Source organism: Streptomyces sp. NPDC034037 (assembly GCF_055575715.1).
The window spans coordinates 683539-706451 of sequence record NZ_JBVISC010000001.1 but is presented as its reverse complement, the minus strand read 5'-3'; the positions used below and the strand labels follow the sequence as shown (position 1 = coordinate 706451).

Sequence of the window (22913 nt, the reverse complement as noted above, 5' to 3'; positions counted from 1 at the left end):
GGTACACCCCCCGTCACAGGGATATCCGCTTGAGCAGCTGCTCGTGCTCGTCCTCGGGGACCTGCTCGCCGGAGGAGGGCAGCAGCTGCGGGATGCCGTCGACCACGGGGTAGCGGCGGCGCAGGCGCGGGTTGTAGAGCGCCTCCTCCGGTACGAGGGGTTCCGCAGGGGCGAGCAGATGCAGCGGGCCCTTGTCGAGCGGACAGGCGAGGATCTTCAGCAGCGGGTCGTCGGCGTTCATCCGCCAGTCAACTCCTTGGTCGGGGGCGAGGCTTGGGGAGGGGGCCCGTCGTGCTTGGGCATGACGAGGAGCACGGACACGGCGAGCACCGTGCCCGCGATGCGCAGGGCCAGGCGCACCGGCTCGTGCGGCAGCGCCTCACCGAAGGCCAGCGTGCCGAGCACCGCGGTGAACAGCGCGGTCACTGTGGTGCACACCGGGACGATCAGCGAGGCCCGGCAGCGCTGGAGCGCCGCCTGCGACATGACCAGGCCGAACGCGCCGGTGAACAGCAGCAGGTACGGGTACGGCGAGCGCAGCAGGTCCACGAGCGCGCCGCCCATGTCCCGCGTCGTCAGATGGCTGGAGACGCCCTTGATGGCCAGCGAACTGACGCCGTACAGCAGGCCGACCGCGACGCCGTACTCGACGCCCGCCGACGGCATGCGGTGCCGGTGCTTGGCCCGGCGCTCCGCCGCCCCGTACAGCCACAGGCCCGCGGCGAGCGAGGGCAGGCAGACGGTCAGGACCAGCGGCACGGGCGCGCCGCGGCTCACCGTGTCGTCGCCCTCGTCCAGGGAGAGCACGACCATGAGCAGCGCGAGGAGGATCGCGGCGACCGCGTACCGCTCCCGCCCCGATGTCCGCTCGCCGAGCAGCACCGAGGACAGGAGCAGCAACAGGACGAGGCCGGAGACGAAGATGCCCTGCGCGGCGGCGATCGGCAGCGTGCGGTACACCGCGAGCTGGGCGCCGAAGCCCGCGGCGAGGGCGAGCGAGCCGCCGATCCACAGCGGGCTGCCGAGGACCTGCCGCAGCAGCCGGGCCGGGTTGCGGACGCTGACCGACGGCATCGTGGTCAGCGCCCGCTTCTCCAGGACGAACCCGGTGCTGTACAGCAGGTTGGCGAGCAGCGCCGCGGCCACACCCCACCACATCGGGCTCAGGTCCTTCGGGCGTGCAGCAGCAGGATGGAGGAGGCGCTGGGCACGGCGCACGCGAGCCGGTCCAGGGCGCGCAGCGGCCGCGGCACGCCGTGGAAGGGCGCGCCGGACAGGCGTACGACCTCGAAACCGCTCGCCGCGACGAACTCCCGCAGCGCGCGCGCCGTGTACAGCCGCAGGTGGCCCACGACCTCCTTGCCCGGGCGGCCGTGGATGCCGCGCAGGCTCACCTCGGAGAAGACCGGCTGCACCCCGGCCAGGAGCAGCCCGCGGTTGTACCAGGCGGCGAGGTTGGGGGTGGACAGCATGAGGTGCCCGCCCGGTCTGAGGACGCGTCGCAGCTCGTCCAGCGCACTGTCGGGGTCCACCAGGTGCTCGATGACCTCGCTGAACAGGACGGCGTCGGCCGCTCCGGTCGCGAACGGCAGCCCCCCGTCGGTGAGTTCCCCGCGCACCACGTACGGCAGCCGGGCGTGCGCGCGCTTGAGGGCGTCCTGGGACCAGTCCACGCCGATCACGCGGTGGCCGGCCAGCAGCGGGGCCGCGGTCGCGGCGGCCGTGCCGTCGCCGCAGCCGATGTCCAGGACGGTGGCGGTGCGGGTCGTGGCGGGGCCGAGCGCATCGGCGAGGATGCGGGCCTGGCGCAGGCTGCGGGCGTCGCCCGAGGCGACCGGCACGGCGGGGTCCTCGTAGAAGTCGCGCAGGCCGGCGCGGCGCCCGCTGGTCGTGGCGGTCACTTCGGCCCTCCGCTCTTCCCGGGCGGCGCGGGGTCGGGTCCGCCGCTCCCGGCGCGCTCGGTGCGCGCCGGCCGCTCCGTCTGCTCGGTGGCGTGCAGATAGTGCTCGAACAGGTCCCGCAGGTGCGCGCCGTCGCCGGGGCCGAGCAGCGTCTTCGACCAGCGCAGGGCGACGTGCAGCCGCCCCGCCGTGGACGCCGTGGTCACGGTGAGGCCGCGCGGCAGGCGCGCCGGCGCGGAGAACCACACGGCGTGCGCGCGCCCCGCGTCACCGAAGTCCAGGGGGTAGGGCACCCGCCCGATGTTGCTCAAGAGCGTGGTAGATGTCCAGGGCGCGGCCGCCCGGCGCAGCCCCCGCGTGACGGCCGCCCGGAGGGTGACCGGCAGCACCGGGGCCGTCAACAGGCGTGCCCCGTGGCCCAGTTGCGGCCGGGGCAGCGCCTTGAGGGCGCGGGTGCGGTCGGAGGTGCGGCGCAGCAGGTCGTGTATGGCGTCGGGGGTCCACTCCCGGTGGGCCAACTCCGCCGCGCCGAACGGCACTTCCACCAGTCGGGTGCCGTTGCCGATCGGCATGCTCGCGTCGCGGGGCCGGTCGTCCACCGGCATCGTGATGCGCAGCGGGCGCGGCCGGGCGCCGTGCTCCCGGTTCCAGTGGGAGATCATCAGCGCCGTCGCCACCATGAGCTGGTCGTTCACGGTGAACGGGGAGCCCTTCGGGCGGCGCGGCACGGGCAGCTCGTCGACCAGCAGACCGTTGCCCGGCGAGGGCTCGGGCGTGCCCCGCAGCACCCTGGCCGGCGGCGCCCAGCCGGAGGGCGCGTCCGGCGGCTGGGCGGCGGTCCCCGGGCGCTCCGGTGCGCGGGTGGGCGGGGGCGCCACCGGTGCGGGGGAGCCGCCCTCACCCGCGTAGATCTCGGCGGCCGTCGCGAGGACCCGCATGCAGGCGGGGCCGTCCAATGCGGTGTGATTGACGGTCAGGAACAGCACCGAGCCCGGCCCCGTCGCCGTGTCCGGGCCCGGCTCCGGCCGGGAGGCGAGGCCCGCTTCGGCCGCCACGACCTCCAGGCGGATGGGCGGGGAGGCCGCGAGGGAGGGCGCCTTGGCCAGCGCCCGCTCGCGGGCCCGCTTGAGGGCGTCCGGCTCCGGGGCCGGGAAGGTCACCACCTCGGTGTCCGGCTCGGCGGTGAGCTCCCACTCGTAGCGGCGGCGGTACCAGGGGCCCCGCGCCTCCCGCATCAGGATGCGGGGGTGGCGGCGCAGGGCCTCGGTGAACGCCGCCTTCAGCCGGGCCGGGTCGGGGATGCCCGGCAGGTGCACCTCGATGTGCACGGTCTCCGGCTCCTCCTCCTGGAGGCAGTGCCGGGAGACCTCGTCGACGACGGGGAACGGCACGCGCGCGGGCGGCCGGCCGGGGCCGTCCGCACGCCGTGCCGGGTGTTCCAGTGCGGTCATCGCTGCGTGCCTTCTCCTGTTTCCGGGGTGGGCGGGCGCCCGTGCCGCGGGAAGCGGACCGTCGCGTCGTCCTGCGGCGCGGGGACGGGCCCGGCCGGCTCGGGCCCACGGGCCGAGACCGTGGGGCCCGACCCCGGGTGCGCCGGGGCCGGTGGCGCCGGCGGCGCCTTCGGGGTGTGTGTGCCGCCGTGCTCGCGGTGTGGCAGCGGGGGCCCGGCGGGGTGCGCGGGCTGCCCCGGGGCGGGTCCGTCGCCCGGTCCGTACACCAGCGTGTCGGCGTCGTCGGACGCGGTGTGCCGCTCCCTCTCCCTTACGGTCACCAGCGCCGCGAACAGCGCGATGAGGGCGAGGAGTTGGGCCACCGGGCCGAACGCCCCCGCGTCGGCGTCGGCGGGCTCGCCGGCCCCGGTCGCCGCCGCGACGCCCGCGCCCGCCATCGCCAGGAACGCGAGGGGGACGAGGAGCGTGTGCCGCCACCAGGCCAGCAGGGCCAGTGCCGGGACGAGCAGGGCGAACGGTCCCGCGATCACCGCGGCGACCAGCGTCAGCGCCACCGTGCCGAGGATCGGGCCCGGGGCGGGCGGCGCGGGCGCCACGGCGTCCGTGTTGGGTTCGCGGCGCCGCACCAGGACCAGCCCGGCCAGGGCCAGCACGCCGACACCGGCCAGGATCAGCCCGATCTCGTAGACCCGCGAGGGCTCGTAGGTGAGCTTGACCGTGCCGCCCTCGCCCTTGGGCACGAGCCAGCCCTGCTGCCAGCCGTCGAGGCGCAGCGGGGTCAGCTCCTTGCCGTCGAGGGTGGCCTTCCAGCCGTCGTTCACGTTCTCGTACGTCGTCAGGTACGAGGCCGCTCCCGCGCCGACGCTCACCTCGCGGCGGTCGCCCAGCCAGTCCTTGATCTTCAGCTCGCGGGCCGTCTCGTCCACCGTGCCGGGCGTCCCCCGGGTCAGGGAGGCGTCCATGACGGTCAGCGGGCCCGCGTCACCGGTCTCGACGCTGTGCGCGCCGGCGTCGAGCCGGACCGCCGTGTCCTTCTTGCCCCGCTGGCACAGGCTGATCTCCACCGGGCGGCGCTCGGTGAGGTCGCGGACCTTGCCCTGGGCGGCGGTCTCGAACAGCTCGCCGTCCACCGACACCATCGGGCCCTGGCCGCAGGGCAGCGAGAAGCGCTGCGAGGCCTTGGGCCGCGGCGTGCGGTACTGGTCGAGCGCGGGGACGTAGACCTCGGTGAGGCCCACCGGCAGCTGGAGGTTGTCGTCGGCCACCGGGTTGTGGACCGTCAGCGGAGCGGTCTCCGTGATGGTGATGTCCATCCGGTCCGTGGTGATCGGCGCGAACCGGGCGTTGCCGTTCTCGTCCACCCCCGCGGTCGCCGCGCCGTCCGGCGAGCTGATCTCGATCTTCTGCGGGCGGGTGGACAGGCCGCCCGCGGCGGGCAGCACGATCTCGCCCACCGGCTGCTTGCCCGGCCACCTGAGGTGGATCACCGGGCGCTTGGTGTCGCCCGCGATCCACGCCGTGGTCAGGTCGCCGTCGGTGAGGTTGCGCGGCGTCAGGCCCTCACCGAGCCTCGCCGTCGAGTCGGCCGTCGCGATGATCTGCTGCCGCTGCTCGGGAGCCACCTTGTAGAGCAGCTCGTCCAGTTCGGTGCCGGGCACGGCCACCGCGCTCGCCTTCATCTCGTACTCGCCGCCGCCCATGGTGGTGAAGCGGCGGTGCAGCCCCGACTCGGCGTTGACCGGCGACAGGGCGCTCGGGTCGGAGGAGCGGTGCAGCGCGTACGTGGTCGCCTCGGCGCCCGTGACCTTCTGGGCGTCGGCGGGCAGCTGGAGGAGCTTGGTGACGCGCACCTGCGGCAGGCTGATCTCCGAGAAGCCGGCGCCGGTCAGGCCGGGGCGCGCCTCCTCGGTGTCCACGATCGTGATCTTGATCCAGCTCGTGGTGCCCGGACGGGCCTTGACGCGCTGCGCCGTGCCGTCACTCCTGAGCGAGCTGGTGACCGAGCCCCGCTCCGTCTCCACGCGCACCCGGGTGGGCGCCGCCCGCACGCCGTCCTGCGGCAGCGGGGTGACACGGAACGCGGCCGGGACGTTGATCTTCGCGTTGAACTCGGCCTTGATCCACTCGCCGTCCGGCGAACCGGAGCCGCCCTCGGCCCAGGCCGTGGCCGGGTTGCCGTCGAAGGCGTTCACCGGGTCGTACTGCGGCAGGTGGAAGAGCCAGTTGCCGTAGGAGGAGGCGGTCACCGACCTGGCGCCGCGCAGCTCCGCCGTCGTCTGGTGCTCGACGCCGTCCGTCGGCAGGATCTGGTGCGGCTTCTTGCCGGGGTCCTGGGCGGCGTCGGGCGCGTTCCGCTCGTCGCGGGTGTAGGTGTAGGACGTGTTGGAGTTGACCAGGCCGAAGCGGGTGTCGGCGCGGCGCAGTCCGTCACCGACGGCCAGCAGGCCCGGCGTACCGACGCCCGGGTGGTTGTCGCCGGTCAGCACGGTCGGCCGGTCCCGCATCGACGGGTCGGCGGAGAGCGGCAGCAGCGACTCGGGGCCGCCGCTGACGACCGCCGTGTTGGACACGGGCTTCAGGCCGGCCTGCCCGGGACGCCGGGCGTTGTCGCCGGGGGCGTAGATCTCCACGGCGCGCTGGCGCGGGTAGAGGCCCTCCACCTGGAGGGGCGTGTCGGCCGGGATGGTGCCGCCGGTGGTCTGCGGGCCGAAGCCGGTGACGCGGCTGAAGCCGGACTCCTCCAGGGTGCGCTTGACCGTCGAGGTCGGGACATGGCCGACCTGGTCGGGGTCGAGGTCGTTGCGCACGACGACGTAGTAGAGGCCGGCCCGGGTCAGGTAGTCGCTCAGGCCCGGCACCTTGCCGCCCGTCATCAGCGCCTGCTCGACCGCGTCCATCGCGCGGCGGTTGCCCGCCGTGCCGAACGGCACGTAGTCGCGCTGCGCCCACCGCGAGTCGGCGAGCACGTCCAGGGGCTGGTCGATGGGCGAGCCCCAGGTGTAGATGCCGTGCGCGGTCGCCGGGACGACGAGGGCACGGGAGTCGGGGGAGTACTTCTCCAGCCAGTCGGCCGTCGTCTGCCAGTACGTGGGCAGCTTCTGGAACGAACCCGGCTGGAGGATCGAGCCGTTGAGGTACGGCCAGGCCAGCCCCGGCAGCACCAGGACCGCGGCGGCCAGCGCGGCGTACCGCCGGCCCCGCACCGGCCGGGCCCCGCGTGCCTGCGCGGCCACCCCGACCAGGTGCGCCAGGCCGAGGGCGAGGGCGAGCGCGAGGCCCGTCTGGAACTTGTAGATGTTGCGGAAGGGGACGAGCCCGCCGTTCAGCCAGGACTGGACGCTCTCGTGGAAGGGCGCGCCGAGGGCGCCGCCGTATCCGGCCAGCGTGATCAGGGCGACGGACAGGACGGTCAGGACCAGCCAGCGCCGCTCGGGCAGGTCGCGGCGGGCGAGCCCGGCCAGGCCGAGGGCCGCGGCGAGCGCGGAGCAGACGACGCTCACGACGGCCGTCGCCACCGTCCAGCCGGCCGGCAGCCAGGCCTCGCCGAAGTTCAGGTAGGCGACCCAGTTGCCGGCGCCGCGCAGTGTCTCGGTGGCCGACATGGTGGCGGTCGTGGTCGCGGAGTTCTCCACGTACGGCAGGAAGTTCTCGCCGTAGATGCCGAGCATGAGGAGCGGCACGATCCACCAGGCGGTGGCCAGGATGACGCCCGGCACCCACCAGGTGATCAGCTTCCGCTTGCGCGGCCCGCCCGGGCGCGACAGGAGATAGAGGGCCACCGGGAGCAGGGAGGCGAGGGTCGCCGCCGCGTTCACCCCGCCCATGCAGGGGATGATCAGCGCCGAGCGGCAGGCGGCGAGGCGGGCGCTGATCCGCTCGTTCGTCAGCGGCAGCAGGACCCACGGCAGGACCGCGCCGGGCAGCGCGGCCGCCGACGTGGAGCCGACGACTATGGTGAACGTCGGCCACAGCGCGTACACCACCGCGCCGAGCAGCCTGCTGTGCCGGCTGCCGATGCCCAGCCGCTCGGCCAGCCGCAGCGCACCCCAGAAGGCCGCGCTCACGATCAGCGAGAGCCACAGCCGCTCGGCCAGCCAGACGGGGAGCTGGACGAGGTCGGCCAGGCCGTAGAACGGCAGCATCGGGAACGCGTAGCCGACGTACTGGTCCTGGATGCCGCCGAAGCCGCCCCGGTCGTGCCAGAGCTGACCGAGGTCGGAGAGGAACTGCCAGGGGTCGACGGTGACACCGAGCTTGGTGTCGAACGTCATCCGCCCGGGTCTCACCGCGAGGAACGCCACGAACGCCACGGCCCAGAACCCCAGCAGCCAGCGCCGCGAGCGCGGCCCCCGCGAGGGTTCAGGGGCAGCGGTCGTGGGCCGTACGGCGGCCGGGGGTGGGGCCTGGACCGTGGTCATGGACACCGCCTGAGAATGAGGAGGAGGTTCCAGGTGGCGATCTCGCGCACACCGGGCACCTTTGTGATCGCCCCGGCCAGGAACGGCCAGTAGCGCGAGCGCGCGGACACCACGGCCACGTCGGAGCGGCCCCGCACCTGGCGCAGGGTCGCTCCGACGTGGTGGGCGAAGAGGTTCTCGCCCAGGGTGTGCTTCGCGGCTTTTCCGGTACGTCTTTCATAGCGGGCGCGGGCCCGCTCGGCGCCCAGGTAGTGCCAGGGCGCCCACTCGTGGCCGCCCCAGGGGGAGAGCCAGTTGGTGAACGAGACATAGATGAGCCCGCCGGGCCGGGTGACCCGGACCATCTCGCTGAGGAACGTCTGCGGGTCGTCGACGTGCTCCAGGACGTTCGAGGAGAACGTGACGTCGGCGACGGCGTCCGCCAGCGGCAGCAGATAGCCGTCGGCGAGCACCGAACCCTCGGGGGGCTTGGTGCCGGACGCCTTCATCTCGGCGAGATCGGGCTCGAAGAGGTAGGACTGCGCGCCGCGCCGCCGGAACTCCTCGGTGAAGTAGCCGCCTCCGCCGCCGATGTCGACGACGACGCGGTCCTTCACCTTCACGTGCGCCTCGACCTGGTCGGCGGCGTCCTTCGCGAGGAGGGTGTAGCAGCGCTCCGGGTCCTGCTGCTCACGCAGGAAGGCACGGAACAGGGTGGCGGAACGGCGCAGGGACGGGTCTTTCACTCAGGTCCCCTGTGCGGTCGGCGGCCCGGCGGGCGCGGGTATGAGGGGCCCGGCGGGCGCGTGGTGGGCGGCGACCGCCTCGGCCGCCACCGCCTGGAACTGGCGGACGGTGTTGCCCCAGCGGAACTGCGCGGCCCGCTCGCCGGCGGCCTTGCCCAGCGCCCTGCGCCGCTCGGCGCTGAGCGCCAGCGTGCACCAGGCGGCGGCGAAGGAACTCTCACCGCGGGCGAGGAGGCCGGTGACGCCGTCCGCTATGGAGTCGCGGACCCCGGGGACGTCGAAGCCGACCGAGGGCGTCGAACGGGTCGCCGCCTCGGTGATGACCAGGCCCCAGCCCTCCACGGCCGAGGGATGCAGCAGCATCCAGGCCTCGCAGAGCAGCCGGTGCTTCTCGGCCTCGGAGACATGGCCGCGGAACTCCACGCCGGGACCGGCGAGCTGTTCGAGGCGGGCCCGCTCGGGGCCGTCGCCGACGATCACGAGCCGGCCGCCGGTGACGGGCCTGACCCGCTCCCACAGCCGCAGGAGCAGATCGATCCGCTTGTACTCCACGAGGCGGCCCATCGCGAGGAACAAGGGCTCGTCGGAGCGGGCGTGCAGCGGGCCCGGCTCCTCCACGCCGTTGTGCACGACGCGGATGCGCTCGCGCTCCACGCCGATCGCCCGCAGCGCCGTGGCCGTCGACGGCGAGACGGCCACGAGCAGGTTGCCGCGCTGCGCGCCCGACAGGGCCCAGTGCTCCAGTCGCCGCCCGAGCCGGGCGGCGGGGGCGAGGGCGCCCTGGAAGCGCATCCCCCACAGATCGGTGTGCACGTGGTTGACCAGGCACAGGGTCGGCCCGCGGTGCCACAGCGGCGCCAGGTACGGCATGCCGTTGCAGACCTCCACCAGCAGGTCGCAGTCGCCGATCCGGCGGGTGAAGGCGGAGCGCGCCCGCAGGTAGTGACCGAGGTCGCCACCGGCGGAGACCACGCGGTAGTCGCGGTGGGCCGCGGGCCCGCCGCACAGCAGCGTGACCTGGTGGCCCAGCTTGCTGAGGCCGTCGGCCAGCCGGTCGACGAGGAGTTCGGAGCCCCCCGCGGCCGGATTGCCGAGGTCGCGGTGGGCAAGGAAGACGATCCGGCGCGGCTGTGGGGGAGGCGCCGGGAGCCGCTGCGCGTGCCGCGGGGCGGCTGCGCGCAGCGAGGACGGTACGTGCTGGGGCATGCGTGCTCCAACTCGTCTCAGGGTGCGGAACTGTGGGGGGCCGGGCGGGTGAAACGGTCCTGCTGTGGGGCTTGCGGAGGTACTGCCGAGGTGGTGCGGGGACTGTGCTGGGGTGGGGGTGGTTAGTTTTCGCCGCCCCTTACCGCGGGTCTACTCACCGGAGTGACAATTTCCGGCCTTTTCCGGGCTGACGCCTCATCACATCGTGCTGGATTGCAGGGCGGTCTTGGACGTACCAGGATGCGGACTCCCCGGCTCCACCGAACCGTCGTGCCCTCCGGGGCCGTCCGCGCCGTCGTCCCGGCGCCCCCGTACGACCCAGACACCGCCCACGAGCGCGAGCACCGCCCCGAGTACCCCGGCGAGCACCGGAAGAGTCTCACCGAGCAGCTTCAGTCGTCCGCTGTCGTCCTTGGCCAGCTTGACCTGGGCTTTCTGCGTGTCCGGCGTGAAAGCGATGCGCTCGCTGTCCAGCAGCACCGTCGCGTCCTTGTCCGAGCCGGGGGCGCGCAGTGTCTTGCGGGGCCCGATCGCGGCGTAGATGATCCGGCCGGTGCGCTCGTCCGCGACCAGCTCGATGCCGTGGTTGGCGTAGTACTCCTCCGCCATGACCTGGCTCTTCTTCGGCTGCCCGACCATCCGCCCCGGCACCTGCCGGGTACCGGTCCGGGTGGGCTCGACCGACCCCGTGAAGCGCAGACCCTCGTACCCCTGGATCTTCTTCGTGCCCCGGTAGGTGAGCGGCACGGTCGCCCCGAGGGTGTTGTCCCACCAGCGGTAGGAGCGCTTCTCCACGTCGAAGGGGAACTTCAGGTACGCCTCGCCCTCGAAGTACGGCTTCTCGCCGCAGCAGTGCACGGGCCGGTTCGTCCTGCGGTCGGTGACCCAGCGCTCGACGGTCCACTGGAGCGAGTCGTGCGGGTCGGCCGCGGGCAGCGACTTGTCCGGATCGACGGACGTGGACACGTCCCAGACGGCCCGGCCGCTCTTCTCGCTGTCGGCGACGTCGCCGCGGACCTGCCGGGTGATCGTGAGGTTCTTGTCGTGGACCGTCTTGATCTTCTCGGTGTCGAAGTAGCTTCCTCTTCCTTTGAAAACCGTGATCGTGTCGATATCGGTCGGGGTCCGTTTCGCGCGCGGCTCGACATACCAGGCCAGCAGGGGGGCCAGGACCAGAAGAAACGCGCCAAGACCGAGGATGACCAGGGAAAATGGCGAGGTGGTGCGGCGCATGGGGGCACTCCTGGGCTAAGGGCGGGAGAAGTGTTACCGAGCCGTACGTATGGGCGGGGAACCGTAGGCGCACCCTTGACTGGGTGTCAATGGATGCAGACACTGGGCACGCGCCGGACGGGGCCGGCGGGGACTGTACGACCAGGACTGTATGACCAGGCCTGGATGATCCGGGGTGGGGACGACCTCCGAACGAGAGGCTGGCCCTCGCATGCACCGACTGCTCGCCGCATCACTCACCGTCGCCGCCGCGGCGCTCCTCGCCGTGGGCGCGGCCCTCGGCGTCGTCGCGCTCCTCGACGCCACGCCGGACCAGCCGAACACGCCGCTGGTCCACTACGACGCGCCACCGCGGAGCCAGTGAGCGACCGTGGCCGTGACCGACATCCAGCCGCCGCCCGAGGCCGCCCCCACGGGGAGCCACGGCCCCGCGCAGGCGCGCTCCGCCTGGCGGGACGTGCCGCCCCGCCAGGTGCGCAGGTTCGCCGCGCTCGCCCTGGAGGAGGTGCCCGCGCTCGCCCAGGACATCCTGCGCGAGATCCGCGCCGAGTTCCCCGGGCTGCCCGTCGTCCTCAACGACGCCGGTGAGCCCATGGCCCTGGTGGGCATCCGCCGCGCCCTGGAAGGCTTCGTCCAGCAGCTGGCGTCCCAGGAAGGGCGGCCCCGCTACCACCTGGAGGTCTTCCAGGAATTCGGCCGCGGCGAGGGCCTGCACGGCCGCAGCCTCGACTCCCTCCAGGCGATCTACCGCCTCGGCGTACGCCTCGCCTGGCGCCGCCTCGCCGAGATCGGCCAGCAGCTCGAGATCCCGCCCCCGGCCATGTACGAACTGGCCGAGTCGGGCTTCGAGTACCTCGACGGCCTGGTCGACCAGTCCGTACGCGGCTACGCCGAGGCCGCCGCCCGGGAAGCGGGCGAGCGGCTGCGCCTCCAGCGCAAGCTGATGGAGCTGCTCCTGTCGGAGCGGCGCGCCGAGACCACCGGCGGCGCGGTGTCCGGCCCCTCGGCGACCCCGGGCGCCCCCTTCGGCAACGCCCTCGGCGAGCGGGCCGCCCGCGTCGGCTGGCAGCTGCCCGAGCGGGTCGCGGTGGGCGTCCTGCTGCGCCCGGCGCCCGAGGCCGTGGCGCCCGCCGTCGGCGCGGGCGTCCTGCTCGACATGGAGGCGGAGCAGCCCCGCATGGTCGTGCCCGATCCGGACGCCGCCGGGCGCCCCGAGCTGCTGCGGCGCGCCATGACGGGCTGGTCGGGAGCGATCGGCCCGCCCGTGCCGCTCGCCGACGCCGCGAAGTCGCTGCGCTGGGCGGAGGCGGCGGTGCGGCTCATGGAGCGCGGTCTGCTGCCCGGCGGCGAGGTGCTGCACTGCACCGAGCACACCGAGGCGCTGGTGCTGCTCCAGCCCGAGGAGCTGATCGAGGACCTGGCCCGGCGCTGCCTGGCCCCCCTGGACCACTGCGGTCCCGCCCACGGCCGCCGCCTCGCCGAGACCCTGCTGGCCTGGCTGGAGACCCGCGGCGGCGCCCCCGAGGTCGCGGCCCGCCTCGGCGTCCACCCCCAGACGGTCCGCTACCGCCTGCGCCAGATAAGGGAGCTGTGGGGCGACGAGGTCGACGACCCGGACCGCCGCTTCGAATTGGAACTGGTGCTGCGCGCAAGGCGGTTGAGGGGCCTCCTGGGCCGGTCCTAGGTCCGGCCCCAGAGGGGGGGATCGGTGGCGCCCGAGGGCGGTCAGCAGCACTGCCAGGTGAACAGCGCCCGGTCGAACCGTAGTTCCGCCAGATCGGAGGGGCGTATGAGCCAATACAGGCAGCCGTCGTCGCCCCACATCATGTCCGCCGTCTCGTCCGAGTCGAACTGGGCGAGCAGCACCCACTCGTCCATCTCGGCCGGGAGCCGGGGATCGTCCCAGTCCACCCCCGGGCCCAGCGCCGCCCGGGCGACCTCCAGCTCGACGGGCCCCTGCACCGACTGCGGGGTGCCGCCGAGCCGGTGGCCCGCATCGGCCTCGTACTCCCACAGGGCGTCGACGAACTCCTCGGCGCACACCGGGTGTTCGTAGTCCTGGAAAGGCTCCGCGTCCGGTGCGAAGACCCGCTGCACCCGCGGATGGGTCGGCTCCGCCGCCGTCGGCTCCACCCGCGCGGCCAGCGGCACATGGGGGTGGGCGTCCAGCTCGTCCGGCGTGTCCCGGCGGACGGCCGGGACCCCCGCCGGGACGTACACGACCCGGGCGCCCGCCCTGCTCGGGACGTCGGCCACGTCCACCACCGCCTCCCCGTCGTCCAGTTGGCCGTCGAAGTAGAAGAAGGCGAGCGTGCCCGCCGGGGGGAACGGCACGTCGAGCGCCGCCGGGGGCAGCGCGGCGCAGTCCACCGAGGCGACGAACGACAGCGGACCGTGCCCCTCCCACTCCGGCCACTCCACGTCGTCCGGCAGCCGGGGCTCCCCGCCCAACTGCCCCACCACCGCCTCGTCCCCGCCCGCCGGGGCGAGCCGGATGCCGGGCCGCAGCAGCCCGAGCCACCGCTCGGCCACGTCGGAGGGAAGGTGCTCGTGCGCGAGGGCGTGCAGCTCGCCCGCGGAGTTCGGCGTCATGCCCCCGATCATGCCCCCCACCACTGACAACGCGGCCACGCCGGCCTGTTCGGGGCCCGGGGGGCGGGGCGGCGCGGTGATCAGCCGCCGAACGGGACGGCGTCGGCCGGGCCGGCGTGCCAGTTGGTGCTCAGCGGCCTGTCGATCAGGGTCGGGCCGGGCAGCCGGACGGAGGTGGCGCTCCCCTCGTCCCCGGCGACGGCGATGATCATCCGGTCGAACTCCGCGCCGTGGTCGTCGTTGGTCGACTTCGGGTTGATGCCGGCGTACGCGGCGGTGGACCCGGAGAGCCGGATGCTGTCGGTGACGGCCTGCTCGACGGGGGCGACCTGCCGGTCGGGGTGGGAGCCGAAGGCGGCGGAGGGGATGGTGCCCTCCAGGTGGCAGGTGATGCCGGGCCGCGCCTTCGCGGTCACGAGGAGGTAGCCGCCGGCCTGCGTCCTCTCGCTGACCTTGAAGGTCAGGTCGTTGGTCCCGCAGATCTGCTCGACGGGGGCCTTGCTCTGGCCGACGGCGAGAGCGGTCCCGGCGGTGGTGGCGGCGAGGGCCGCGGCGGCCACCGCGGTGAGGGCGAGACGGGCGGAACGCGAGGAGCGGGCGGAACCGGAACGGGCGGCGAGAGACGAACGCATCGAGGACTCCATGGGTGCGGTGACGGTCTGGCTGAGCGGCCTCGAACGGCCGGCCGGGCGTTGACGTCCGGCGAGCCGCTGGGCCGATCCACACCCTGGCCCGCGCGCCGTCCCGCCCGCCACCACCACCCGCCGATACGGGACGCCGGAACACCGAAACGGCCCCTGACCTGCGCGAACACCGACCCCCTGGAACGCCCGCCTGGGACGCCGGACACCCACCCGGCCCAGCCCTCCGCCCCCGAGAGAGGCCGACGCCCCTACTCCTCGCCCAGCATCCTCCGCAGCAGCCCCCGCAGGGCGAGCCGCTCCTCGCGGGAGAGCCCCGCCAGCGGCTCGCGCGCGAAGTCCAGGGAGTCGCGCAGACCGCGGGCGACCTCCTCGCCCTCGGCCGTCGGCGCCGCCAGCTTCACGCGCCGGTCGGCCGGGTCGGGCCGCCGCTCGACCAGGCCCCGTGCCTCCAGACGGTCGACGATGCCCGTGATGTTCGACGGCTCGCACTTCAGTTTCTGCGCGATGCGGCGCATGGGCATAGGTTCGATGAAGAGCAGCCCGAGGACGCGCGCCTGCGCCCCGGTCAGCGCGTGCTCGGCCGCGGCCTCCTCGTACTCCTCGTGGTAGCGCGCCACCACCGTGCCGATCAGCTCGACGACTTCCCGCGTCAAGGGGTCGACGCGGGGCGAGGGGGTACGCGAGCTGCTCGTGGCCATGGTGACCAGGTTACCCATTTACTTGACATCATGAAATATCCAAGAGCATGGTTGTTTCACAACATGAAGCATTTTTGGGCGCGAGACACTTCCGCCCCCTCCCACCCTCACGTACGCAACAGGAGGACGCCCCCCATGACCGTCACCCCCGAGCAGCTCCCCTCCGTCAGCCGTGAATGGCACCTCGTGCGCCGCCCCGACGGCTGGCCGGTCCCCGAGGACTTCGCACTGCGCGAGGCCCCCGTCCTGGCCCCGGCCGAGGGCCGCGTCCTGGTCCGCAACCTGCACTTCTCGGTGGATCCGTACATGCGGGGCCGGATGAACGACGTGAAGTCGTACGTCCCGCCGTTCCAGCTCGACCACCCCATGGAGGGCGGCGCGGTCGGCGAGGTCATCGCCTCGAACGCCGAGGGCTTCGCGGTGGGCGACCACGTCCTGCACTTCGCCGGTTGGCGCGAGTACGCCTCCGTGCCCGCCCAGCACGCCACCAAGGTCGACGCGCAGGCCGCGCCGCTCTCCGCCTACCTCGGCGTGCTCGGCATGACGGGCCTGACCGCGTACGCGGGTCTGCTCGAAGTGGCCTCCTTCAAGGAGGGCGACGCCGTGTTCGTCTCCGGCGCCGCCGGTGCCGTCGGCAGCCAGGTCGGCCAGATCGCCAAGCTGAAGGGCGCCTCGCGCGTCATCGGCTCGGCGGGCTCGGACGAGAAGGTGAAGCTGCTGGTCGAGGAGTACGGCTTCGACGCCGCCTTCAACTACAAGGACGCCAAGCCGGTCGCCGAGCAGCTCAAGGAGGCCGCCCCCGACGGCATCGACGTCTACTTCGACAACGTCGGCGGCGAGCACCTGGAAGCCGCCATCAGCCGTCTGAACGTGCACGGCCGCGTCACCATCTGCGGCATGATCGCCGGCTACAACGACAAGGAGCCGACCCCGGCCCCGCGCAACCTCGCCCTGGTCATCGGCAAGCGCCTGCGCCTGACGGGCATGCTCGTGCAGGACCACAGCGCGCTCCAGCCCCAGTTCGTCCGCGAGGTCGGCGCCTGGGTCCGCTCCGGTGAGCTGAAGTACCGCGAGACGGTCGTCGAGGGCGTCGAGAACGGCGTGGACGCCTTCCTCGGCATGCTGCGCGGCGAGAACACCGGAAAGATGATCGTCTCCCTCGTCTGAGGCGACCACCCCTTTCCTGGTTTCCGGCATCCGATAACCTGATTCCACTCGGCCGCGGTTGTGGGCGCGCACCGCGGCCCGTCTCAGGAGGAGCCGGCACCTATGTCCATCCAGAAGATCGACGTCAAGTACACCGCGGTCGCCACCGCCGAGAACGGCCGCGACGGCCGCGTGGCCAGCGACGACGGCAAGCTCGACGTCGTCGTGAACCCGCCCAAGGAGATGGGCGGCAGCGGCGCGGGGACCAACCCCGAGCAGCTGTTCGCCGCCGGCTACAGCGCCTGCTTCCAGGGCGCCCTCGGCGTGGTCGCCCGCAAGGAGAACGCCGACATCTCCGGCTCGACCGTGACCGCCCAGGTCGGCATAGGCCAGAACGAGTCCGGCGGCTTCGGCCTGGAGGTGGCGATCACCGCCTCCATCCCGAACGTCGACGCGGACACCGCGCGGTCCCTGGTCGAGAAGGCCCACCAGGTGTGCCCCTACTCGAACGCCACGCGCGGCAACATCAAGGTCGAGCTCGCGGTCGCCTGACCACCCGCTCGCACGGCGCAGGGCCGCACCCCGAACCCGGGGGTGCGGCCCTGCGCCGTGCCGACTACCGGCCGACGCTCAGCAACGCCCGCCCCACCTGCGGGAACACCCCCTTCGGGTGGGCGCGGAAGAGCGGCTCGGTGCCGAACAGGACCACCTCGGCGCCCCGCGCCGACCCGCTGACCACCGCGGCGCGCCCCGCGGCGGCCGCCGGGCCCCCGCCGCCGTCCGCCAGGGCCCGCCAGTGCCCCGCCACCAGCGGGTTCCCCGTCCCGTACCGCTGCTCCACGCGCACCCCGGAGCCGAGGCCGGTGAACCACATCGGCGAGTAGACGAAGCTGTGGTCCGGCGCGCCACCGGTGAGCGTGCCGCCCCTGTTGACCACACGCACCACGCCGTTGGCGTCGCCGTTGCCCTCCACCGGCCGCACGGGGAGCAGCTTCGCGCCGGTGTTCAGCGCGGCGCCCGCCGCGCCCCGGCCCACGAGACCGCCGCCCCGGGCGAGGAACCGGTCCAGGCCGGCCTTCGCCGCCGCGTTCAGCCTGCCGTGATCGAGCCCGGCCGACACGAAGAGCACGTCCGCCCGCTTCCAGTCGAAGCCCGCGTTGAGCACGGCGGTCGACACGGGCACCACGTCGAAGTCCATCTCCCGCAGTGCGAACAGCTCACCGGGTGTGACGGCCGCCGCGACCCGCGTCCGGTGCAGCACCGGGCCGCCCTTCGCCTTCGTGGCGTCGAACGCGACGTCGTACTTCTTCGCCGCCGCCCTTGCCGCACCGCGCGCGGACGCCGGCACGAGCGCCGCGCCCGACCGGTCCCGGCGCACCACGACACCCTCGGCGAGCAGGTGGTTGACGGCGGCGATCTCCCGCGGGTCGTCCAGCCGCAGCCGCAGGTCGCCGCGCGGCGCCACGTACCCGACCCGCGAGGCGGCCCGCACCGCGCGCGCCCGCACGCCGTCCAGGTCACCGCCCTCGACGGCGTCGACGCTCGCGCCCCACAGCCGCCCGAGGCTCCACCCCGAGATGTCGTACATGGTCGCCACCTTGGCGCTGATGTCCCGCCCGTCGGCCAGCAGCACATTGGCCAGGCCGCGCTTGGGCTGACGCATGTCGACGAGGTACGACCCCTTCGCGTACGCCCGCCCGCCGAGCCGGAAGGCGTGGCTCGCCCGCTCGACGCGTACGTCGTTGGCGAGCAGGTGGTCCACCAGCCGCGCCGCCGCCGGCGCCGAACGCCCGCGCGCCGGAATGACGTACGCGCGGGGGAAGTCGGTGGTGTACACGTCCTCCGGGCCGATCCCGGGCACGCCCGGCACGGTCCGCTCCGACACCGGCACCTGCCGCGCGCCCGTCGCGCCCCGGCGGAACACCTCGATCTGGTCGGCGATCAGCGCGGCGCGGTGGCGGTCGGCGTAGCCGATGCTCGCGCGCATGGCCGCGCCCGCGATGTCCACGTTGATGCCGGCCCTGCGTCGCAGCTCCGCGACCGGCTGGTCGTCGTACTCGGCGTTGTTCACCTGCATCGGGAACTCGATGGTGTGCGCGGCGACCGCGCCGTGGAAGGGCATGTACTGCGGGGTGAAGACGGGCGGCCAGTCGTCCCAGCCCTCCTCCTGGTCGCGGAAGGGGATGACGGCGGGCCGCACCCCGTCCTTCGCCTCCGTGTAGCCGAGACCGTTGACCGCGGCCTCCATGCCGAGGGCGTTGGCGTAGGAGTTCTTGAGGAACAGGTCGTACTCGTAGTTCTCGCCGTGCGGGGGAGTGGTCGGCTCGATCAGCGTGCCGTTCACATAGCCGTGCAGGTCGATCATCACGACCGGCTGCTTGGCGACGGCGATCTCGCGGATCGCGCGGGCCTCGGGCTGGGAGGCGGTGATGAAGTCCCGGTTGAGGTCGAAGCCACCCGCGTTCGCGCGGGTTCCGGCGATACGGCCGTCGGGGTTGGCGGTGATGTTGAAGTAGAGGCGGTTGTGCGCGAGCAGGGACCGGCTGGAGCCGTCCTTCGCCTTCGCCAGCTTCTCGATGAGCTTCAGGGCCGCGTCGGTGCCCTCCCACTCGTTGCCGTGGATGTTGCTGTTGATGAAGACGGGCGTCTTGTACCCGGCCTTGATCGCCTCGTCCTTCGCGGCGGCCGCGGGCGCGTTCTCGATGCGCTCGCGCATCCGCTCCTGGCGGGCCGTCTCGCGCGCGGACTCGGGTGCGGTGACCGTCACCAGGTAGAGCGGGTGGCCGCCCGCCGAGCGGCCCGCGATCTCCACGCTGACGCGGTCGCCGATCCGCTGGAGCTCGTTCAGCCTCGGGGCGATGCCGTGATACGGCACGAGCCCCAGTTTTATCGACTTGTCGGCAGGATTCACCGGGGGTCGGGCGAGTCTGCGCTCCCGGGGATAGCCGCGGCCCCGCTCCCCGCCGAGCCCGGCGGCGCCCGGGTCGGCCAGCGCCCGCTCGGCCGCGCCCTTCGGGGCCGTGGCCGCCCGGTCGTCGCCGAGCGGGGAACCCTCCCGGGTGACCGGGCGCGGCGTCGGATCGGCGGTCGCGCTGCCCGGGGCGAGCGCGGTGAGGACCAGCGCACCGGCCGTGACGGCGGTGGTCAGCAGAACGGGGCCGCGTGGCCGGGATGGCCGGGATATGCCCATACGTACCTCCGGGAGATCGATAGAGGGAGGTCTACCGGTTCGACTCCCCCGCAACAAGAGGGCGTTCGCGGCACACCGGGATCACCCGCCGGAGCGTCCCCGGCCTGCGGCTAAGGTGTGCCGCATGCGCGATCTGGGTGTGGGCTTCGGCTACTTGATGAAGGGGCAGCGCTGGGTCGCCCAGCACGGCAAGCAGTACGGATGGGGACTGCTGCCCGGCCTCCTCACGTTCGTCCTCTACGTGGCGGCGCTCGTCGCCCTCGCCGTATGGGGGCAGGACGCCGTCGGCTGGGCCACGCCCTTCGCCGACGACTGGTCCGCGCCGTGGCAAGGCCTCTTCCGCGGCTTCCTGACGGTGCTGCTCTTTGCCCTCGCGCTGCTGCTGTCCGTCCTCACCTTCACCGCGGTGACGCTCCTGATCGGGCAGCCCTTCTACGAGTCGCTGTCCGAGAAGGTCGACATCGCCGAGTCGGGCCACGCCCCCGAGTCGGGGCTCCCGCTCTGGCGCGACCTGTGGATCTCCGGACGCGACAGTCTGCGCATCGTCGTGCGCGCCGCGCTCTGGGGCGTCCTGGTCTTCGCGCTCGGTTTCATCCCGGTCGCCGGCCAGACCGTGGTGCCGGTGATCGGCTTCTGCGTCACCGGCTTCTTCCTGACCGAGGAGCTGACCGCCGTCGCGCTCCAGCGCCGCGGTGTCGAACTGCGCGACCGGCTCGCCCTGTTGCGCTCCCGCAAGGGCCTCGCCTGGGGCTTCGGGACGCCGCTCGCCGTCGCCTTCCTGGTGCCGTTCGTCGCGGTGTTCCTGATGCCGGGCGCGGTCGCGGGCGCGACGCTGATGGCACGGGACCTGATGGGCGAGAACGGCGCGGACGGCGACGACGGCGACTCCCGAGGCCGGCGGGGCGACTCCGGAGGCCTTCAGGGCGACTTCGGAGGCCGTCAGGAGGACGAGGCGGCAGCCCGCAGGATCCCCCGCACCTGATCGATGATGTCGAGCCGGTTGCGCACGAACTGCGGATCGGTGACCGCGCCCGTCGCCGGGTCGGTGTTGCCCGCGCCGAACTGGAGGACGGGCGTGTGCACATGGCCGCCGGGCAGCCGCTGGCGCAGCCCCAGCCGGTCGCGCAGCAGCGTCACCCGGTAGGCGATCTCGTTGGAGAGGTAGTCCCCGCCGCCGCCCGCACGGGCCGTCGACCCCTCGGTGGGCCCGTCGGGCCGGACCACGGGAGCGCCGCCGCCCGCCGGGATCTCGGTCACCGACGTGTTGTCGTACACGGGGAAACGGCCCGTCCCGGCCTCCACGATCCTCTTGTACGGGAGGGTCGTCGTCGTCCACTGGGGCTGCGAGGCCGGGTCGGCCACCGGCACGGTCTCCGTCCGGGAGACGTTCTCGTTGTCCGGGAACCCGCCGCGCCAGGCCCCGTTGGTCCGCTCGACGTCGAAGCGGCCGACGCGGCCCTGGCTGATGGTGGTGAAAAGGTCCACGTGCGGCAGGTACGGACGCAGCGCCCGCTCCACGGCCCCCTCGGAGAAGTCCCGCCAGCGCACGGGGAAGGTCACCGCCTCCACGCGGGCGGGCCCGTCGGCGGTACGGATCGTCGTGCCGTCCAGCGCCAGGGCGGTGGCACCCGACGGATTGCTGATGCGGACATCCCGGTCGAGGGTGAACGGGTCGAAGCCGGTGACGAGAATCCGCTTCACGGGGCGCCCCTTGCCACCGCGCCCGTCACCACCGTCCCCTGTTCCGGGGAAGCGGACGCCGTCCTGCCCTCGGGACGTCCGCTCCAGGGCCGATATGAGCCGGGCCCGCCGCTCCTCGCCGAGGGCGAACCGGGCCGGCTCCCACTGCCGCAGCTCCCGCGTCATCGCGAGCCGCGCCCAGTACAGCGGCCGGTCGTCGTCGCGGCTCAGGTCCCCGCCGGCCGGGCCGCGCCCCTGCGCCCGGTCGACGGCACGCCGCCACAGCGCCCTGCCGTCCCGTACGACGATCCGGCGGGCCTGGTCATAAGAGCGGGCCTTGCCCAGGGCCCGCGCCAACTCCGGGGCGAGGGAGTCGAATCCGCCGCGCCGCAGGATCTCCTGCGGGGCGGCCCGCTCCAGGCGCCGCTCCTCGACGGTGGCGGCGCCGCCACCGTCGTCCGCGGCGGCCGGCCCCGGGGCGGTGAGACCGGCCAGCAGGGCGGCGACACCGAGGGCGCCGAGCCGGGCGAGGGTACGGGGGCGAGAGGGGGTACGGGGTCGAGAGGGGGTACGGGGTCGAGAGAGCACGCGAGTCCTTCCGTGACCGGTGGGGTGGCGGAAGTATCGCGGGACGGACGGGGCGAACGCCATGGCGCGTGCCACGCGGGCCGCCGGATCGGCGGCGGGCGGCGGAGATTTCGGGCCCGCCGCCGGATGAGTTGCCGCAGCGTGCCCCGCCCCGGCAGCCGCTGAAGCCCCGGCCGGTCAGCCGACGGACACGGCGGTCGCCCTCAGCTCCCGCACGGGCAGCAGCAGCGGGGTGGCGAGCAGGAGCACCCCGGAGACGGTGATCGCGGTGAGTGGTCCGGTGAGCGTGGCGAGGGCGCCCCAGAGCACCACCAGGGCGGCCTGCACGAGTCTGCTGACGGCGCTCCACGTGCTCAGGACCCGGGCGGCCAGCTCCGGGGGAGTCCGGCGCAGGCGTTCGGCCGCGTGGAGGGGGTTGAAGACGCCCATGCAGGTGATCAGCAGGCCCTCGACGGCGATCACCGTGAGGAGACCGGGGACCCCGGGGCCGACGAACGCGAGCCCGAGCGGGAAGAGCGAACGCAGGCGGCCGGAGACGATCAGGACCCGGTGGCGGCCGTAGCGGGCCGCGAGGCGCGCGGAGAGGCGGGCGCCCGCGAACCCGCCGAGCGCGGGCACGCCGAAGGCGAGGCCGTACTGCCAGGCCGGCAGGTGGTAGCGGCCCAGGAGCAGGACGGCGAGGAGCGGGGCGGTGGCCATGATCAGCCCCCCGACCAGCGTGGAGTTGAGGAAAAGCCGGCTGAGCACCCGGTCCCGGAGAATGCGCCGCAGCCCGGCGAGCAGAGCGTCACGGCGCGTTCCGCCACGCGCCCCCGCGCCCTCCTCATGGGCCACGGCGACGTCGGTCCCGCGGATGCGCAGGACACCGAGCGCGGACAAGAGGTGGCTGACGGCGTCGGCCGTGACCGTGACGACCGGGCCGAGCAGGCCGACGAGCGCGCCGCCGAGGGGCGGCCCCGCCGCGGTCGCCAGCCAGTTCGTGCCCTCGAACCTCCCGGCCGCCACCAGCAGGCGCTCGCCGGGGACGAGATGCTTCAGATACGCGCCGGACGCGGCACCGAAGGCGATGTTCGCGGTGCCGCAGACGACCGCGACCCCCAGCAACTGCCCGTAGGCGAGCAGCCCGAGCACGTACGAGAGAGGCACGCTCGCCAGCGCGGCGAACCGGACCAGGTCCAGCACGATCATCACCGGCCGCTTGGGCCGGTGCTCGATCCACGGCCCGAGCGAGAACGCGACGAGCGCCGCGACGGCCGGGCCCACCGCCTCCAGGAGCGAGACGGCGAAGGCCGACACGTGCAGGACCCGGACCGCGATGAGCGGGAAGGCGCCGAAGGCGAGCCAGGTCCCGTAGGTGCTGACGGCGTAGGCCGACCACAGCCGGTCGACATCGCGCCCCAGACGCACAGGCACAGGGATCCGCCCCTCCTCGCCGACAACC

19 protein-coding genes are annotated in these 22913 nt (G+C 73.7%); 5 read left to right on the top strand and 14 right to left on the bottom strand.

Annotated features, from left to right (window positions below; genetic code table 11):
• Window positions 1-13: 13 nt before the first annotated feature.
• The 8 genes from ACZ516_RS03220 to pgfA form a co-directional block, all read right to left on the bottom strand.
• Entirely contained in the window at window positions 14-241 is a 228-nt protein-coding gene (locus ACZ516_RS03220) for a Trm112 family protein (protein ID WP_358588483.1), read from the bottom strand.
• On the bottom strand, window positions 238-1146 hold the full coding sequence (locus tag ACZ516_RS03215) for a hypothetical protein (protein ID WP_361081038.1): 909 nt from the start codon (window positions 1144-1146) through the stop codon (window positions 238-240). Before ACZ516_RS03215 ends, ACZ516_RS03220 begins: the two co-directional genes overlap by 4 nt.
• 17 nt (window positions 1147-1163) lie before the next feature.
• A complete protein-coding gene (locus tag ACZ516_RS03210; RefSeq protein WP_358910543.1) occupies window positions 1164-1901 on the bottom strand; it encodes a class I SAM-dependent methyltransferase in 738 nt (245 codons plus the stop codon).
• Window positions 1898-3352 (bottom strand): condensation protein, encoded by a 1455-nt coding sequence (locus ACZ516_RS03205; RefSeq protein ID WP_469008220.1) that lies wholly within the window; start codon window positions 3350-3352, stop codon window positions 1898-1900. Before ACZ516_RS03205 ends, ACZ516_RS03210 begins: the two co-directional genes overlap by 4 nt.
• Window positions 3349-7770 carry an alpha-(1->3)-arabinofuranosyltransferase domain-containing protein gene (locus ACZ516_RS03200; RefSeq protein ID WP_469008219.1) on the bottom strand — a complete coding sequence of 1474 codons (4422 nt, stop codon included), beginning with the start codon at window positions 7768-7770 and terminating at the stop codon, window positions 3349-3351. The genes ACZ516_RS03205 and ACZ516_RS03200 overlap by 4 nt, the downstream gene beginning before the upstream one ends.
• The gene (locus ACZ516_RS03195; protein WP_361080876.1) at window positions 7767-8495 is read right to left on the bottom strand and encodes a class I SAM-dependent methyltransferase; all 729 of its coding nucleotides are present in this window, start codon (window positions 8493-8495) and stop codon (window positions 7767-7769) included. The genes ACZ516_RS03200 and ACZ516_RS03195 overlap by 4 nt, the downstream gene beginning before the upstream one ends.
• Window positions 8496-9701 (bottom strand): glycosyltransferase family 4 protein, encoded by a 1206-nt coding sequence (locus ACZ516_RS03190; protein ID WP_361080874.1) that lies wholly within the window; start codon window positions 9699-9701, stop codon window positions 8496-8498. It abuts the gene before it with no gap.
• A gap of 198 nt (window positions 9702-9899) precedes the next feature.
• Window positions 9900-10934, bottom strand: coding sequence for a cell envelope lipid trafficking protein PgfA (gene pgfA / locus ACZ516_RS03185; RefSeq protein WP_358698128.1), 1035 nt, complete (start codon window positions 10932-10934; stop codon window positions 9900-9902).
• A 211-nt stretch (window positions 10935-11145) separates the two neighbouring features.
• On the opposite strand from pgfA, the gene ACZ516_RS03180 reads away from it, so the two are divergent.
• Both ACZ516_RS03180 and ACZ516_RS03175 read left to right on the top strand, forming a co-directional pair.
• Window positions 11146-11298: a hypothetical protein gene (locus ACZ516_RS03180; RefSeq protein WP_358590719.1), complete on the top strand. Its 153-nt coding sequence runs from the start codon at window positions 11146-11148 to the stop codon at window positions 11296-11298.
• 12 nt (window positions 11299-11310) lie between these two features.
• Entirely contained in the window at window positions 11311-12618 is a 1308-nt protein-coding gene (locus ACZ516_RS03175) for a PucR-like N-terminal domain-containing protein (RefSeq protein WP_467464947.1), read from the top strand.
• Window positions 12619-12659: 41 nt separating this feature from the next.
• Here the strand turns inward: ACZ516_RS03175 and ACZ516_RS03170 are convergent, their stop codons facing one another.
• From ACZ516_RS03170 to ACZ516_RS03160, 3 genes are all read right to left on the bottom strand, one after another.
• A complete protein-coding gene (locus ACZ516_RS03170) occupies window positions 12660-13526 on the bottom strand; it encodes a YwqG family protein (protein WP_361080871.1) in 867 nt (288 codons plus the stop codon).
• A gap of 80 nt (window positions 13527-13606) precedes the next feature.
• Window positions 13607-14158, bottom strand: a complete 552-nt coding sequence (locus ACZ516_RS03165; RefSeq protein WP_469008216.1) for a DUF4232 domain-containing protein — start codon at window positions 14156-14158, stop codon at window positions 13607-13609.
• A 260-nt stretch (window positions 14159-14418) separates the two neighbouring features.
• Window positions 14419-14886, bottom strand: a complete 468-nt coding sequence (locus tag ACZ516_RS03160; RefSeq protein ID WP_467464771.1) for a MarR family winged helix-turn-helix transcriptional regulator — start codon at window positions 14884-14886, stop codon at window positions 14419-14421.
• Window positions 14887-15003: 117 nt separating this feature from the next.
• On the opposite strand from ACZ516_RS03160, the gene ACZ516_RS03155 reads away from it, so the two are divergent.
• Entirely contained in the window at window positions 15004-16035 is a 1032-nt protein-coding gene (locus tag ACZ516_RS03155; RefSeq protein ID WP_358699559.1) for an NADP-dependent oxidoreductase, read from the top strand.
• Between the two features lie 102 nt (window positions 16036-16137).
• Window positions 16138-16566, top strand: a complete 429-nt coding sequence (locus ACZ516_RS03150; RefSeq protein WP_361080867.1) for an organic hydroperoxide resistance protein — start codon at window positions 16138-16140, stop codon at window positions 16564-16566.
• A 64-nt stretch (window positions 16567-16630) separates the two neighbouring features.
• On the opposite strand, the gene ACZ516_RS03145 is transcribed toward ACZ516_RS03150, so the two are convergent.
• Window positions 16631-19204 carry a M14 family zinc carboxypeptidase gene (locus ACZ516_RS03145; RefSeq protein ID WP_469008215.1) on the bottom strand — a complete coding sequence of 858 codons (2574 nt, stop codon included), beginning with the start codon at window positions 19202-19204 and terminating at the stop codon, window positions 16631-16633.
• 124 nt (window positions 19205-19328) lie between these two features.
• On the opposite strand from ACZ516_RS03145, the gene ACZ516_RS03140 reads away from it, so the two are divergent.
• Window positions 19329-20186 carry an EI24 domain-containing protein gene (locus ACZ516_RS03140; protein ID WP_358700706.1) on the top strand — a complete coding sequence of 286 codons (858 nt, stop codon included), beginning with the start codon at window positions 19329-19331 and terminating at the stop codon, window positions 20184-20186.
• On the opposite strand, the gene ACZ516_RS03135 is transcribed toward ACZ516_RS03140, so the two are convergent.
• Window positions 20144-21379, bottom strand: coding sequence for a pyroglutamyl-peptidase I (locus ACZ516_RS03135; protein WP_469008713.1), 1236 nt, complete (start codon window positions 21377-21379; stop codon window positions 20144-20146). The genes ACZ516_RS03140 and ACZ516_RS03135 overlap by 43 nt on opposite strands.
• Window positions 21380-21649: 270 nt before the next feature.
• Entirely contained in the window at window positions 21650-22885 is a 1236-nt protein-coding gene (locus ACZ516_RS03130) for an MFS transporter (RefSeq protein ID WP_469008213.1), read from the bottom strand.
• Window positions 22886-22913: the final 28 nt, after the last annotated feature.